We start from the raw sequence: 15,570 nt of genomic DNA on the forward strand, positions 1-15,570 counted from the left end.
AAAGGCCTTGGTTTGGGAACCCCTTGTGAGTTTTATTTAATAAATCAATTTCAAATCATCAACAATCAAGGTTGCCCCCTCTACGCCCTCGTAATGGTTGCCGTCGGCACTGGAGGCAAAAACCACGCGAATATGGGTTACAGGCTCCTCCCCCGTTCCCTGTACAAGGCCGTTATTGATGGCGGACTTATGCGAAGATTTCAAAGTCGTATCGAAAGTCGAGGAATTTTCGATGGGGGAACCTTCAAGAGGCTCGCCGTACTTGAGCTTCAGGCGAAGCGTGCGCATTCCATTTTCATCGGGTTCAGAAACACTTACCACATCCGGATTTTCGCGGCCGGAATTGTCAGCCTTGGTGGAACGGAACCAGGCCGAGGCCACCAACGTGTTGACATCGGTAGACTTGCGGTTCACATTCTTGTTGCCCGTGCGGTTTTCAAGCAGGATATAGATATCGCAGCTGTCGCCCTTGCCGTCGTAGCTGAACTTGACTTCCATATATTCGGGCCTTGCAGCAAAGGGCTTGCCGAAGTCCAGAAGTTCATTGCCGTCGGGCCATGTCTTGGAACTAGCCATCGAAAGGGTGCCCACGCCATTGGGGTTAAAGTCCGCCGTATAAAGACTTCCACTTGCCATTTTGATAAGAGCTGATGCAGTCTTAATTTCAGCACCGATCATGGAGCCCGAAGTCACCTTTTTCGTCGTTTCCACAATCGTGTTGGCGTTGCCCCAAATAGAATCCGGCGTGACATCGTTTTTATTCCAGGAATTGAAATTTGAGCCCGGCAACTGGTAGCCGGCCTTCACTGAGTAGATGACGCTTTCATCATCTTCGTTCGTCACCTTCACCTGCACGCCCATGCCAAAATCGTAGGACTCGCCCACGGTCACATTGGCCAACGCGCCTTCCGAAAGTTCCATATCCGTAAGTTCAAGATCCGTCAAATCCGTACGGAATTCAAAGTCGTCCACATGAATAGACTTGTTTTCTTCATCGATAACGGCGTCCTTTCCGGCAATAGAAAGGGAGAGAATCTTGGGAGTCTCGGAAGCAGGGCTATCCGGGTTATCAGATTTTTTAGAACTGCTGGAAGTGTCCTTGGACTCCGAACTACTGGACTTGCCTCTCTTTTCGGAGCTGCTGGATTTTGTAGACGCGGAGCTACTGGATTTTCCAGATTTACCTTCTGCGGAACTGCTAGACTCGGGCTCAGCGCTTTCGGGTTCCACGTCCGGAATATTGAATTTCAACTGCCAAATGGACTTTTTCCCGCTTTCAGAAACCACCACCACATAAAGCACATGGCTAGAAGGAATCTGAATTATTTCGCCTTGTTCAATGGTTTTCTTGGAATACTTCACCTTTTCGGCAAGGGAATCAAGCCCTGCCGAATCTGCCGGGAAATTTTTAATCTTGTCTTCTACGAGGTGGAGGGTCGCAAAATGGCTCATGTCGAGCACATCAAGGATCACCGATTCCCAGGTGTCAAGCGAATCGGGAACTTCCACCAAGTCAAATTCAATGCGATGTTGCTCCGAATAAATCGCCGGCGAGCCATCTTGTTCAGCAACGCCAATATCCTTCAGTTCGCGATAATCCGACGTATCAAACGTGTCGTAGTCGGCGGTACATGCGCCAAGAACCATCATCAAAGCAAGGAAAATCCACTTTTTCATATCAGCACTCATCACTTATTAAAAGAAATAAACCAGCGAAAAATCCAAGGCCAGCAAATTAATCTTGAAATTCACAATATTGTACAGGACTTCGCTGCGAGACTCCCCGTTTTCTTCGATTTCCATAAACGAAGAACTCAGACCCAAAAGTCCCACCGAAGTTTCAAAGGCCAGTCGGTCAAGAACCATAATGCTTAAACCCGGATTGATGCCGAAATTAAACGTCCAGCCATGATTTTTTGTCTTGGACATCTCTTCACCATCATCGGACTGCGAAATTCCGTAGGAATATTCCACCTTGAGCGAAGTCTCATTAAAGAAATAGATGGTTCTCGAATCAAAAACCTTCAAGTAATTTTTGAGGAACGGTTGCACAAAGAATCCGTTGCTCACATACTTGCGATGTTGCTTGACATCTGCAATGTCTTCGAGGATTGAGAAATCGATATCCACAAAAGTACGGCTATATCCCACTCGGGCACCAATCGCAATTGCATCACGGATAAAATAGCCGCCAAAGCCTTCGGCAGTAAAGGTGTAGCCTTCGGCCTTATAAATATCGCCAAAAATGATATTCAGGGCATCTTCATCCGATTCCCCCTGCAGCAAGAATAATGTGGCACCCATCAAGATGTTTCCACGATGGATCGCTTCGTCCTCTTGAACTGTATGAAGGTTGCCAAGAAGCCCGCCCTTTTCAGCAGAACCGGATTTTACAGGAGCTACAGCAGTTGAATCACCTGAAGTCTGCGCCCACGCATTGGACAGGAAAAGCGACACCAGTAAGACAAAAAATAACCTAGACACCATAGGTCAAAATATAACTAAAATTTACATTTCCCTTAGGTACACCACCTAGCATCACTGTCTACTTCTTATGGTCTACAGCCTGCGATTCACTAAATACTATATTGTCCCCTATGCACTACACTCCCTACCGCGACTTATTGCTAAAACTTTTCCCGAATTACCTGAAGGTGCGCAAACTCCCGCTGAACGGCGGCATGAATTGCCCGAACCTGGACGGAACCAAGGGATTTTCGGGTTGCAGCTACTGCAATAACCGCAGTTTCAGTCCGGTATTTGACCAGGCGAAGGTTTCGATTCAGGAACAGCTCGACAAATTCGTGCCGAAACTTCGCGAAAAATACCCGAACGCAGGGATTTTGGCTTACTTGCAGCCGTACACGAATACCCACGCCCCGCTGGAGCACTTGAAGGGCATTATCGACCCGATTATCAAGCACAAGGAGATCGCAGGGCTCGCCATCGGCACCCGCCCGGACTGCCTCGAAGACGAAAAGGTGGAATACCTGGCGGAACTCAATCGCAAGAAGCCCATCATCGTAGAAATCGGCTTGCAGACCGCAAACGACTTGACCCTTGCGGCCATCAACCGCAGGCATACCCTCGCCGAATTCGAAGACGCCGTCAAGCGCTGTCAGGCGGCGGGTCTCACCGTCACCACGCACGTGATTGTGGGGCTTCCCGGTGAGACGCTGGGCGATTTTGAAAAAACCGCCCAGGTGGTGCACGACCTGCACCTCGCCGCCGTCAAGATTCACCCGCTGCATATCGTGGCCGGCACCGCCATGGCGCAGGACTTTTCCGCAGGTGAAATCAAGTTACTCAAGTTCGAAGAATACTGCGAAGCGGTGGCCGCCATGATCAAGATTATCGGTCCCGAAACCGCCATCGAACGATTCAGCGGTGAAAGCCCCAGCGATATGCTCATTGCCCCCGACTGGTGCGGCGAACGCGACAAGATTATCGCGACTGTTGAAAAAATTTTGAGTGGGAAGGAGTTATGAAGAAAATAGAAGACTATATCGTTTCTGTGCCGGATTTTCCGAAACCGGGAATTCTCTTTCGCGATGTCACAGGGATTCTTGCCGACGCCGATGGACTCAAGCTCACCCTCGACACGCTATACAAGGCTCTTGAAAACGTAGAATTTGATGTAGTTGCAGGCCTTGAAGCCCGTGGATTCCTGTTCGGAGTCTCTGTCGCAGAACATTTCCACAAACCTTTTGTTCCGGTCCGTAAAAAAGGCAAACTCCCCCGCGAAACCGTGGGCACCGATTACGACCTGGAATATGGCAGTACCAGCATCGAAATCCACAAGGATTCTATCAAGCCCGGGCAACGCGTAATTATCGTCGATGACCTTCTTGCCACCGGAGGCACTGCCAAGGCGGCCGCCACGCTATTCGAAAAGCTGGGTGGCACCATCGAATGTTGTATTTTTGTAATAGAGCTTTTTGATTTAAAGGGGCGCGAAAAGCTCAACGAATATCGAGTTGAATCGCTCACGAAATTTCCAGGACATTAAATAAGAGGTGCTCATGAAGGAGAAAAAAGGAACATTCTTATACAAAGCCGGTCGAGAAATGAAAAAGGAATTATTCTTTCTCGAGAGGTTCTTCAAATTAAGTGAAAACAACACCAGCATCCATCACGAAATGCTGGCTGGCCTCATGACTTTTATGGCCATGGCCTACATTCTAGCCGTAAACCCGGACATTCTGTCTGCATCGGGCATGCCCAGGGGCGGCGTATTTATCGCCACCATCATCGCTGCCGCGGTGGGTTCCGCCTTGATGGGTTTTGTAGCCAACTACCCCTTCGCCTTGGCCCCGGGCCTCGGCATCAACGCCTTCTTTAGCTACACGGTCGTACTCAGCATGGGTTACAGCTGGCAATTTGCCTTGCTTGCCGTCTTTGTCGAAGGCATCCTGTTCTTAATACTCTCCGTTGTTCCCGTACGCGAAAAACTATTCAACAGCATCCCCCTTTCTCTCAAAGCCGCCGTAGCGGTAGGCATCGGCATATTCATCGCCTTCATTGCCCTGCAGGGCGGAAAAATCGTGGTCGCCAACAACGCCACCATTGTCGGCCTCATCAATTTCCACGATGTCGATATGCATACCAACGGAATCTGGGCCATCCTTACACTGCTTGGCATCATCATTACTTCGGCATTCTTGATTAAAGGAATCCGAGGCGCGATTCTGCTTGGAATTTTCGCCACCTGGCTCGTGGGCATCATAACCGAATTTGCGGGTATTTATGTGCCAAACGCAGAAGAAGGTTTCCACTCCGTCATTCCCAATTTCAGCAATTACTTCCAGAGCTTGGAACGTTCTTTCCAGGACTTCGGAGTCACCTGCGGAGCCTTGTTCAACCCCGATTCCTGGACGCACACCCGCGGCGATGCCATCGTGGGCCAAGGATTTTCCCTCCTCAAGTCGCTTGACTTCTTCGTGGTGATTTTCGCCTTCTTCTTTGTGGACCTTTTCGATACCTTGGGCACCCTCATCGGCGTCTCCCTCCGTGGCGGATTCCTGACCGAAGACGGCAAGCTTCCCCGCATTTCCAGGGCACTCTCTGCCGACGCCATCGCCACCGCAACAGGCGCTGTCATGGGTACCTCGACCACCACCACTTACGTAGAAAGTGCCGCCGGTGTCGCCTTCGGTGGAAAAACTGGCCTCACAGCCGTATCGGTCAGCTTATTCTTCTTGCTATCCCTGCTTTTTGCTCCGGTGTTCCTCGCCATCCCCGGCTTTGCGACAGCACCGGCCCTCTTCCTCGTGGGCTTCTTCATGATGACATCCATCGCAAAGATTGACTTTACCAACCTGCGCGAGGCCATTCCCGCTTTCGTGTGCATGATTGCCATGCCCCTTTCTTACTCGATTTCGGATGGCATCATGCTCGGCGTAATTTCTTACACCTTCGTGAACGCTCTTACCGGAAAAATCAAGAATGTCCACTGGGTCATGATTACGCTCACCGTGATATTCTTGCTGAAATACGCTTTGATGTAGGATTTTAGTTGGTAGATTACTAAATTTGCACTCGTAAAGAGTGCATTTAGTTCGGCTCAGCCATGTCAAAACATAAATGTTTTGCCGCGGCATTCGCCTTATACTAAATTTACGCGCGAAAAAACAAAAGGACTTGAAAATGGCAAAGACAACCGCAAAGAAAACTGAAAAGAAAGGCACCCAGACCAACATGTGGACCGGCCGCTTCGCTAGTGGCATGGCCCAGAGCATGGTGGACCTGAGCTTTAGCCTGCAGTTTGACGCTGAACTCATCGAAGAAGACATCGAAGGTAGCATCGGCCACGGCAAGGGCCTGGTGGAATCCGGCGTGCTCAGCAAGGCGGAATACAAGAAGATTTGCGACGGTCTCGCCAGCATCCTCAAGGACTACAAGGCAGGCAAGAACCTGTGGAAGGAATCTGACGAAGACATCCACATGGCCGTGGAACGCGTGCTCACCGAACGCATCGGCGCTCTCGGCAAGAAGATCCACACGGGCCGCAGCCGTAACGACCAGGTTTGCACCGACTTCAAGCTTTACATGCGTCACCGCGCCGCCGAGATCCGCGCTCTCGAAGTTTCCCTCATGGAAACGGTTCTGGATTTGGCGCAGAAGTATTTCGGCAAGATGATGCCGGGCTACACTCACTTGCAGCAGGCACAGCCGATTTATTTCAGCCATTACCTGATGAGCATGTTCTTTGCCGTGAGCCGCGACGTGAAGCGTCTCGACAACTTCCTGGAACTCCACAGCGAACTTCCGCTGGGTAGCGGTGCCATGGCTGGTTCCGCATTCCCCTACCACCGCGCCTTGGTGGCCAAGGAACTGGGCTTTAAGGGCGTTAGCCCCAACAGCATCGATGCCGTGAGCCATCGCGACATGATGCTGGAATTCGAAGCCGACCTCGCCATTATCGCAAACACCATGAGCCGTTACGCCGAAGACTTCGTGAACTGGAGCACCAGCGAATTCGGCTACCTCACCCTGCACGACGCCTTCTCTAGCGGATCCTCCATGATGCCGCAGAAGAAGAACCCCGACTCCATGGAACTGATTCGTGGTAAGTCTGGCCGCATGCTCGGTAACTTCAGCGCCCTCTACACCCTGGTGAAGGGTGCTCCGCTCAGCTACAGCCGCGACCTGCAAGAAGACAAGGAACCGGTCTTTGACAGCGTTCACAACGTGAAGGTGATTCTCCGCGTCATGAAGGAAGCTCTGGAAAGCGCTCGTTTCAACTTCGACAAGATGCATGCCAAGATGCTCCCGGCGCTGTTGGCCACCGACCTGGCCGACTTGCTGGTGGAATCCGGCGTGCCCTTCCGCGACGCACACCACGTGGTCGGTAGCCTGGTCGGCGAAGCCGCCCGCCAAGGCCTCGAATTCACGGACCTCTCTGACGAGGCCTGGGCCAGCGCCGGCGTGCCGAATGTGAAACAGATGAAGAAGACCCTCACCTTCGAATACAGCGTTTCTCGCCGCAACATCGAAGGTGGTACCGGTCCTAAGTCCGTGAAGCAGCAATTCACCAAGGCTGCGGCAATCCTCAAGGCTTTTAAGAAGTAAAACAAATCAAAAGTTTCTTGAAATGTATGCATCCTCGCCAAAGCGAGGATGACTTTTACCACAATTCTACACCAAGGCCAATACCAAATACATGGCGATTTGCAGATATTCCCCCATCTGCAACAACTATGCTATTACCCGTTTCGAAGGCCCCATCAAATTCACCCATTTGCACCATATACTTAAAACGCAAATCAATAGCATATGTCATTTCTCCGATATGCGACGGTCTCGAAGCATAGAAGCGAAAATCAACATTGCCTCCAAAAACATTATCAAAAGACTCTGTGGAAAAACCTGCATATTTATAAACCGTATAGCCAACCCCCACAAAGGGTTCTATACGCAAATATCTTGAATCAAAGGCCGTAAAACCAAATGTAAGTCCATAGGATTCATCTTCTGTTTTACCACTCGAATAAACGTCTTTGGGTTTTATCATAAGCCCCGTAGACCAAAATGCATTCACGCTGATTCGCCAGACGCGCATCGTCAAGTCAAACATAAAGGCATCGCCCATTTCGTCATCCCAAAGCTTCGACGCATCGCCACCCAGGAATCCATGCCAAGCATAGACATGCGCCCCAACGCCCCCCGTATAATACTTATGTTTCAAGGAATCATTCCGGAATTCGCTTTCCCGACGCCACAAATTTTCTACCGCAGATATAGTTTTATGCTTAGCAAGAAATTCTGAATAAAGCGACGTCGGATGATACATCATATAATCCTTTGCCGCATTGATAAAAGCCATTCCGACATCATAATCCTTGAACATCATTTCTGTATAAAGCAGGTTCAAGTAAAGTTTCTTGGATTCGACCGGAACATCCGATTTGTCGACAAGTGCATACATGGAATCCGCCTTGTCTTTGGTCAGCGGAATCAAGTCTCGCTGCAAGTATTTCGCCAAGGCATCATCCACCTGTACGCGAGTTTCTTCTTCACGACGATATTCAGGATCCAGTTTTCTACGGCGCAAATCCACATAAATCGGAATAGCCGATTCATAATCGCCTAATTCCATATTCACAAGATATTCTTCAAAACGAGTCAAAGGTGCACCTTGACTTACATTTGTCCGCAAGTAACCAAGAGCTTGTCCGGCGCGCTCCTTGTCGCCCGTTTCCAACGATGTTTTTAAAGCATCGCGCGCCCTTGAAAACAGTTCCTTCTTTGGAACCGCCTCTTCTTCAGCAAAGGCTGTACACAAGGCAATAAGTACAAATACAAGCAGGCGCGATTTCATTTCTACCACAAATATAAGCCAAGTCCAAGACTGAAGAACGCCATATAGCCGGATCCATTAATAACTTCGCCATCCAAATTAATGCTCGAAATTCCAAACCGGCCCACCAACGAGAACGAGGAAAAAATCATATCCGAAGAGAATAAATAAGTCGTTGCATACTTAAAGTCGATATTAGCCCCCAGTATCCATCCTGTTTCGTTAAAGTCCTGCGATATTTCTTCATCATCACCTATATAGCATTGACTAAATTCGGAAATTTCATTGGAGCCTACACAAAATTTCTTTTTTGCCGAGAAATTACTTATGGGTCCGCTAAATCCCACAAACGGACGGAATTTCAAATAGCGACTATCATAAAGGACATAGCCTACGGTTAAATCAACAGATTCAATACCGACAAGGGCCGTGTTATGGTATCCCATCGAAACAGCGAGGCTGCTAAATTGTACGTAGAAATCAAAGTGTACAAGATTCACGTCACCTTCCAGAAGATCACTACGATAAAGATCTTCATAGCCACTCAACACCGTTCCGCCACCAAACAAATACAAATCAAATCCGATGCCGCCTGTGTACAGTTTCTTCTGAATATTCTTTTCTTTATTTGCAGCACGCTCCTTCCAATACCTCTCATCACCAAAGGCGGGTTTCGACGTATCTTTCACAACATGATCTTCAGAACTATCCGGAACAACCTGTTTCGCAGCGACAGTTGCAGTAGGCTCTTCCATCAGAGACTTTTCAAATTCGTCGTAATCGTCAGCCCAAACTAGCGAGAAAACGCTCAGCAAAAGAATCTTAAAAAATTTCACTTAGTCCTCCACGCAACGCACAGAACACTTTCTCTGGCTAGCCACATTGGAGCCTTCTTCCACTTCGTAGCCATTGATGTCAAAAAGGACATTATCCGATGCTGTCCAATAGCAATTCACGCTGTAATAGTCAATGTCTACCGGCAATGCAGAAAAGCCCACCGTATTGCGAGCATCGCCATACCAGTAGTCACCCTCGGCCTTCAAGGCGATTCCGGCATAGGATTCCCCCCCCACGTACTCAATTAAGTCATACCACTCGCTTTTTGTCGACAAATGAAATCCCTTGGGGCAAGCATTAACCGCATCTTCGTAATAATACCCTACACCGCACTTGTCTTCGCAGACGTCATCTTCGAAGTGAACCGATTTTCCCGTTACAAAATCGAGATTTTCAGCAAACCACCATTCGCCATCAATGCGAACAATTTTGTAATTCTTACCGTCACGGACATCCGTAATCATGTCATACACCGGGGGCGGGATATCGTTTCCATCTAAAGCAATACTCTTGCGCACGGAATCCGCATTGAAATACTCAAGGTCATCATATTTTGTTTCAGAATAACCTAGCTCTGCCATCTTAGTCCAGAGCCCGTCAGAACAGGCATAAATCGAACCCAAATCGTTACTCATGTAAATAACAGTGCCTTCCAGCGATTTTGAGCAAAGCGGCAATTCACTTGGTCCAGAAAGTCGATACTTTGGAACAGCATGAGAATAATCAATCTCGGGTTCATACCCCTTATCGCTATAGCAGCCTGCCAAAACCAAAGCGAACAACAATATTTTATACAAATACTTCATAAACGGAAATATAAAAATCGTCCAAATTCATCGCGGCGGTTATACAAATTCTTATAGTGCGTATTACCAAATTGCTATACCGAGACTTATCGCGAATATGTGGTTTATGAAGTAGCCTTTCTGTTTAACCTCGACACTACGATGCCATCCATCGACAATCGCCTCGGTATAGTATTTATCAGAATACGACCCAAATTCCGCAATATACTTAAGACGAAGCATAAATCCCAACTCAAAAGCAACATCGGTAGACTTCACATGATTCGCTCCTAGGCGGATATCAATATTCCCTCCCGTAACAAACGTAGAGAAAACCATATCGTCAAGACCGTTATTAAAGTAATTTCCACCAAAACCAACAAAAGGCTGTAGTTCCAAATAAGGTGTAGTAAATACAGCATAACCCAAAGTAATCCCCATGGATTCGTCAGTTTCTTCGTTATCGCGATCATCCTCCGTAAGGGCCACCCCGTCGTAGAGATAGGGCATACTATGTATTAACCCAAAACCGTAGTAGAATCCAACAGCCACTCGTGAAAGTTGCAATTCAAAGTCAAGAATAAACGGGGCTCCCAACCTCACATCAAGATATTTATTCGCAGAACCCGTAGTGGTTCCCACCCACGAGCCAAAGAACACTGCTAAATCACACCAATAGTATTCATCGCTATCAGAAGAACAATTCCCGGGTGTATTTGCAGGTTCGGCCCACAGACAGGTCGATGCAACCAAAATAAAAAACAGTAGACGTTTAAGTTTGTCCTGAATCATCAGGCATAAATATATAATAGGGAACCCGATTGCGGATTCCCTATTAGACGAATGGCTAAAAACGCCGGATTAACAGCCGAGCTTAGCGGACAGGTAAGCTTCGAGTTCGTCGATCTTCACCAGTTCCTGCTTCATGGAGTCGCGTTCGCGGACGGTCACGAAGCCGAGCTTTGCCGGATCGGATTCACCTTCACCAACGGTGTCGAAGTCGACGGTCACGCAGAACGGCGTGCCGAGTTCGTCCTGACGGCGGTAGCGCTTACCGATGGACTGCGTTTCGTCGTATTCCACGTTCCAGCGGTTGAGGAGCTTCTGGTAGAGTTCTTCGGCCTTGGCCTTCACCTGGCCCTTCTTCACCAACGGAAGAACGGCAACCTTCACCGGAGCAATCTTCGGGTCGAAGTGGAGAACGGTACGTTCGTCGTTTTCGAGCTTTTCAACGTCATAGGCGTCGCAGAGGAGCACGAGGAGCAAACGTTCCACACCGAGAGACGGTTCAACAACGTACGGGATGTAGCGCTTGTTCTGAACCGGGTCGATGTATTCCTGCTTGACCTTGGATTCGTTCTGGTGCTGCGTCAAGTCGTAGTTCGTACGGCTGGCGATACCCCAGAGTTCGCCCCAACCGAACGGGAATTCGTATTCCACGTCGGTGGTACCGTTACTGTAGTGAGAAAGTTCTTCCTTGGCATGTTCGCGGAGGCGGAGCTTTTCCTTGTTCACGCCGAGGTCGTTCACGAGCCAGTCGAAGCAGTACTTACGCCAGAAGTTGTACCAGTCAAGTTCGGTACCCGGTTCGCAGAAGAATTCGAGTTCCATCTGTTCGAATTCGCGAGTACGGAAGATGAAGTTACCCGGAGTGATTTCGTTACGGAAAGACTTACCAATCTGGCCAACACCGAACGGGATGCGCGGGCGGACGTTGTCGACAATGTTCTTGAAGTCAACGAAGATACCCTGGGCGGTTTCCGGACGGAGGTACACCTTGTTGCCTTCGCCTTCGATCACACCGATTTCGGTCTGGAACATCAGGTTGAAAGCACGGGGCTTGGTCCAGTCGGTCTTGCCGCAAGTCGGGCATTCGATCTTGTTGTCCATCATCATCTGGTGGACTTCGTCAAAATTCTTACCGGCGCAGCAGCCTTCGCCGAGCTTTTCTTCGAGGAGCTGGTCAGCGCGGAAACGTTCGTGGCAAGCAAGGCAGTCCACCAGCGGGTCAGAGAAGTTACCCACGTGGCCAGAAGCCTTCCATACGCGGGGGTTCAAAAGAATGGAGCTGTCGAGACCGAGCACATCCTGACGGCTGGTCACGAACTTCTTCCACCAGAGGTTCTTGATGTTGCGCTTGAGTTCCACGCCATACGGACCGTAGTCCCAAGTATTGGCGAGGCCATCGTAAATTTCAGAGCCCGGGAAAATGAATCCGCGGCGCTTGCAGAGGGAGATGATGTCCTTGAGGGCATCCTGGACTTTCTTTGCCATTTTATATCCTTTATCGGCTAATCTAGCCGGACTAGGAACCTACCTGGATGATAGGCCCTGACGGGGCGTAAAAATAGAAAAATATACATAGTTGACATGGCCAAATATCCCAAAAAATCCATGTTTGTTTAGAACACCTTACACACCCGCGTGTGCAAGGAAAATAAAAGTTTTAAAAGTCAGAGAAATATATTATATTGCTAAAATCTATGAGAATGTTTGGTTTTCTACTGTTATCTGTTTTACTTTTTTCAGCATGTGCCGGCAACAATAATACGGCCCAACAAGTACAGCCCAGTGCAGAGCCGGAAGCTCAAATTCTGCCCCCATCCGAAACGGAAAGCGAATTTACAGGGAACCCCATTATCGACGAAGCCGACGCCGGCAATACGGAAACAGGCGCAAACGATGTTGCTGCCGCAGACTCCGAAATTGATAGCTCCGAAGCTACCGAAACCGAAAACAGCGACATGGTTGCCGCAGCAAATGATTCCGAATCAGATACAGACAGCACCGACAGCGCTAGCGAAATGAGCCAGGAAGAAGCGGACGCAGAACTGGACGCCGACATGGCCGAAGCTGCCCCCGACTCCGTTGACGGTCTCCAGAAATTGACCCTCGACATGACCACCGCCTTTGTGCCCACGGCAAGCAGACGCATTTCTGCCCCCTACGGCATTCGCACCTACCGCATGCACCGCGGCGTCGACATGGGACTCTGCCACGGTGAAGACCGTACCATCGTAGCCGCTTTTGCAGGCGTAGTTTCCAAAGTCCGCAACCAAGGCCGTCGCAAGGGTTACGGCAAGTATGTCATTATCGACCACGGCAACGGACTCACCACATTGTACGCCCACCTGGCCAGTTGGCAGGTAAACGTAGGCGACACCCTTCAAGCCGGCGACACTATCGGCGTAGGTGGCAACACGGGCCGTTCCTTCGGCGCCCATCTTCATTTCGAAATGAAGTACCACGGCACCCACATCGATCCGGCCACCATTTTCAATTTCGAAGAAGGCACCTTCCAGAGCGCCCTCATTACACTTGAACCGCAACAGTTGTTGGCTGTAGAAGATGAATACCAGAAAGAGCTGGCCAAGCACCGCTACTACAAGGTGCGCCGCGGCGACTGCCTCGGAAAAATCGCCCGCAAGTACGGCATTTCGATTACGCGCCTCAAGCAACTCAACGGCATCAAGGGCAACATGATTCGCCCGGGCCAAGTCTTGCGCTGCTCGTAACCATGCTCCCCATCCACTTCGCCCCACTCCAGGGATTTACCGAATCGGCTTACCGCCTAGCCCACAGCAAATTCGCCCCTGGTATCCATACCTACTACACCCCGTTCCTTAGGTTAGAAAAAGGCGAAGTCCGCGCTAAAGATTTACGCGACCTCGAAGCAGACCACCCCTACCACCTTATCCCGCAAATCATCGTACGCGATGTCGATGAATTCAACACCTTGACCAAAGCCGTTACTGACCTCGGCTTTAAAGAAATCGACATCAACATGGGTTGCCCCTACCCCATGCAAACCAAGTCGGGCCGCGGCTCCGGAATACTTCCCCATGTCGAAAAAGTCCGCGAGATTCTAGGCGCCGTAAGCCAATTAAGCCAAGCAGACTCTACAAGCGAAGGCCTCAAGTTCAGCATCAAGATGCGCCTTGGACTAGAATCCCCAGACGAAAGCATGCATCTGCTACCGCTTTTAAACGAAGCTTCTCTCGCCCACATCACTCTCCACCCCAGGGTTGGAATCCAACAGTACAAGGGTGCACTTAACTTCGAGGCCTTTGACACATTCTACCAAGAATGCAAGCATCCGCTGATTTTTAACGGCGGCATCACTGACCTTAAAGAAATTCAATACATCGAAACCCGCTACCCGAAGCTTGCGGGAATCATGATCGGCAGGGGCCTCCTCGCCAACCCGGTTCTAGCCGCCCAGTACGCCGGACTCCCCTGCAGAACCGCGATAGAAACCTTGCTCAAAATCCACGCCGACGTCGCGGCCGACTACGCCCGCCGCTTACAGGGCAACGCCCAAATTCTAGACAAAATCCGCCCCTTCTGGACATACGCGGACCTCCCGAAAAAAATCCGCAAGAAAATCGAGAAGTCCAAGACCCTCAAAGAATACATGGATTCGGTCAACGAACTCGCCTAACCGTTCTCGCCATTTACCGAATCGACGGGCACCAAGCGTCTGTAGGTCCTATCGATAAAGAGAGCACCAAGCGGAGCCGTTACCATAATCGCCACGGCCGCCAGCGTCAGCACATTATTGCCGCAGGCAAGTCCAAAGCTTAAGGGAACACCGCCAATAGCCGCCTGCACCGTGGCCTTAGGCACGTAGGCCAGCATGCAAAACAGGCGTTCCTTGTAATTCAGCGGAGTGCGCCACATGCAAATGGCCACGCCCGCCATTCTAAAGAACATGGCCCCCAGCACCACAAAGATGGCTCCGATTCCCGCCGTAAAGGCATAGGCCACATCCAGGGCACTACCCACCAGCACAAACAAGATGATTTCAGCGGCCACCCAGAACTTGGTGAACTTGCCGCTAATGCGCTTGGCTAGTTCCGGGTGTTTCCCGTAAATGCAGGCCGCAATGGCCACCACAGCAATCATGCCGCTAAAGGGCACCACATGGCTAATATCATGTTCCAGTTCGTTCAGCAAGAAGGCGAAACTCAAAATAATCAGCACCTTCACCGTATCGCGCATGTGCTTGTGCTTAAAGAACCACACCAAGGCAAAACCGCAGGCCACCCCCACCGCCGCACCGAGGGTAATGGAAACCGGCACCGAAAGAAAGCTGGTCGCCGAGACGCTCTCCCCCTTCAACAGGGCCAGGAATGCAGCAAAAGTCACCAGCACATACACGTCATCCAAAGAGGCTCCCGCCAACAGCATCTGGGGGATCCCCCGCTTCACGCCGCGATTTTCTTCACGCATCTTGAGCATTCGGGGTACCACCACCGCCGGCGACACCGCCGCAATGGCCGAACCCATAAGGGCAGCCTCCCAGTAAGTCACCCCCATCAACGGCGGTGCCAAAAGCACCACACCCACAATCTCGACTGAAGCTGGAACAAAGCACATCATCAAGGCAGAACGGCCAATCCGCTTGAATTCCCGCATATCCAGCGTAAGCCCCGCCCTTGTCAAGATAATAACCAGAGCCAATTGCCTCAAATCTGCCGAAATATCCAAAAAAGCCGGCCGAAGCAGGTTCAGGGCATGGGGTCCGAGAATTATCCCGGTCAGAATCATTCCGAGGATGCTCGGAAGCTTAAGCTTGACGAAAATCGAGCCTAAAAGTAACCCCAGCAAGAAAATAAGTGCGAGAGAAGTCAACATAATGCAAAAATT

The 15,570-nt window shown here is 50.1% G+C and carries 14 protein-coding genes; 6 read left to right on the forward strand and 8 right to left on the reverse strand.

Annotated features, from left to right (window positions below; translation table 11 throughout):
- Positions 1–36 precede the first annotated feature (36 nt).
- A complete protein-coding gene (locus ACJMNB_RS09830) occupies positions 37–1,677 on the reverse strand; it encodes a PCMD domain-containing protein (protein WP_405341943.1) in 1,641 nt (546 codons plus the stop codon).
- Positions 1,678–1,695: 18 nt separating this feature from the next.
- Positions 1,696–2,487, reverse strand: coding sequence for a hypothetical protein (locus ACJMNB_RS09835; protein ID WP_405341945.1), 792 nt, complete (start codon positions 2,485–2,487; stop codon positions 1,696–1,698).
- Positions 2,488–2,597: 110 nt separating this feature from the next.
- Here ACJMNB_RS09835 and ACJMNB_RS09840 point away from each other — a divergent pair, with 110 nt between their 5' ends.
- The 4 genes from ACJMNB_RS09840 (at position 2,598) to argH (ending at position 7,071) form a co-directional block, all read left to right on the forward strand.
- Positions 2,598–3,488 carry a TIGR01212 family radical SAM protein gene (locus tag ACJMNB_RS09840; protein ID WP_405341947.1) on the forward strand — a complete coding sequence of 297 codons (891 nt, stop codon included), beginning with the start codon at positions 2,598–2,600 and terminating at the stop codon, positions 3,486–3,488.
- Positions 3,485–4,009, forward strand: coding sequence for an adenine phosphoribosyltransferase (locus ACJMNB_RS09845; protein WP_405341949.1), 525 nt, complete (start codon positions 3,485–3,487; stop codon positions 4,007–4,009). Before ACJMNB_RS09840 ends, ACJMNB_RS09845 begins: the two co-directional genes overlap by 4 nt.
- 58 nt (positions 4,010–4,067) lie before the next feature.
- Positions 4,068–5,507, forward strand: a complete 1,440-nt coding sequence (locus ACJMNB_RS09850; RefSeq protein WP_405341951.1) for an NCS2 family permease — start codon at positions 4,068–4,070, stop codon at positions 5,505–5,507.
- A 139-nt stretch (positions 5,508–5,646) separates the two neighbouring features.
- On the forward strand, positions 5,647–7,071 hold the full coding sequence (argH, locus tag ACJMNB_RS09855) for an argininosuccinate lyase (RefSeq protein WP_405341953.1): 1,425 nt from the start codon (positions 5,647–5,649) through the stop codon (positions 7,069–7,071).
- Positions 7,072–7,126: 55 nt separating this feature from the next.
- Here argH and ACJMNB_RS09860 read toward each other — a convergent pair whose 3' ends face one another.
- From ACJMNB_RS09860 to ACJMNB_RS09880, 5 genes are all read right to left on the reverse strand, one after another.
- Positions 7,127–8,320, reverse strand: coding sequence for a hypothetical protein (locus ACJMNB_RS09860; RefSeq protein ID WP_405341955.1), 1,194 nt, complete (start codon positions 8,318–8,320; stop codon positions 7,127–7,129).
- A 2-nt stretch (positions 8,321–8,322) separates the two neighbouring features.
- Entirely contained in the window at positions 8,323–9,135 is an 813-nt protein-coding gene (locus ACJMNB_RS09865) for a hypothetical protein (protein WP_405341957.1), read from the reverse strand.
- The gene (locus ACJMNB_RS09870) at positions 9,136–9,942 is read right to left on the reverse strand and encodes an FISUMP domain-containing protein (RefSeq protein ID WP_405341959.1); all 807 of its coding nucleotides are present in this window, start codon (positions 9,940–9,942) and stop codon (positions 9,136–9,138) included. It lies immediately after the preceding gene.
- Positions 9,943–10,005: 63 nt separating this feature from the next.
- On the reverse strand, positions 10,006–10,713 hold the full coding sequence (locus tag ACJMNB_RS09875; RefSeq protein WP_405341961.1) for a hypothetical protein: 708 nt from the start codon (positions 10,711–10,713) through the stop codon (positions 10,006–10,008).
- Between the two features lie 69 nt (positions 10,714–10,782).
- On the reverse strand, positions 10,783–12,195 hold the full coding sequence (locus ACJMNB_RS09880; RefSeq protein ID WP_405341963.1) for a glycine--tRNA ligase: 1,413 nt from the start codon (positions 12,193–12,195) through the stop codon (positions 10,783–10,785).
- A gap of 209 nt (positions 12,196–12,404) precedes the next feature.
- Between ACJMNB_RS09880 and ACJMNB_RS09885 the strand changes: the two genes are divergently transcribed.
- Together ACJMNB_RS09885 and ACJMNB_RS09890 are read left to right on the forward strand one after the other, a co-directional pair.
- The gene (locus tag ACJMNB_RS09885; protein ID WP_405341965.1) at positions 12,405–13,436 is read left to right on the forward strand and encodes a peptidoglycan DD-metalloendopeptidase family protein; all 1,032 of its coding nucleotides are present in this window, start codon (positions 12,405–12,407) and stop codon (positions 13,434–13,436) included.
- A gap of 2 nt (positions 13,437–13,438) precedes the next feature.
- On the forward strand, positions 13,439–14,362 hold the full coding sequence (locus ACJMNB_RS09890; protein WP_405341967.1) for a tRNA-dihydrouridine synthase family protein: 924 nt from the start codon (positions 13,439–13,441) through the stop codon (positions 14,360–14,362).
- Here ACJMNB_RS09890 and ACJMNB_RS09895 read toward each other — a convergent pair.
- The gene (locus ACJMNB_RS09895; RefSeq protein ID WP_405341969.1) at positions 14,359–15,558 is read right to left on the reverse strand and encodes a cation:proton antiporter; all 1,200 of its coding nucleotides are present in this window, start codon (positions 15,556–15,558) and stop codon (positions 14,359–14,361) included. The two genes, ACJMNB_RS09890 and ACJMNB_RS09895, sit on opposite strands and share 4 nt — an antisense overlap.
- Between the last annotated feature and the right edge of the window lie 12 nt (positions 15,559–15,570).

The sequence above is a fragment of the Fibrobacter sp. genome (genome assembly GCF_045131395.1).
In the GTDB taxonomy this organism is placed as follows: domain Bacteria; phylum Fibrobacterota; class Fibrobacteria; order Fibrobacterales; family Fibrobacteraceae; genus Fibrobacter.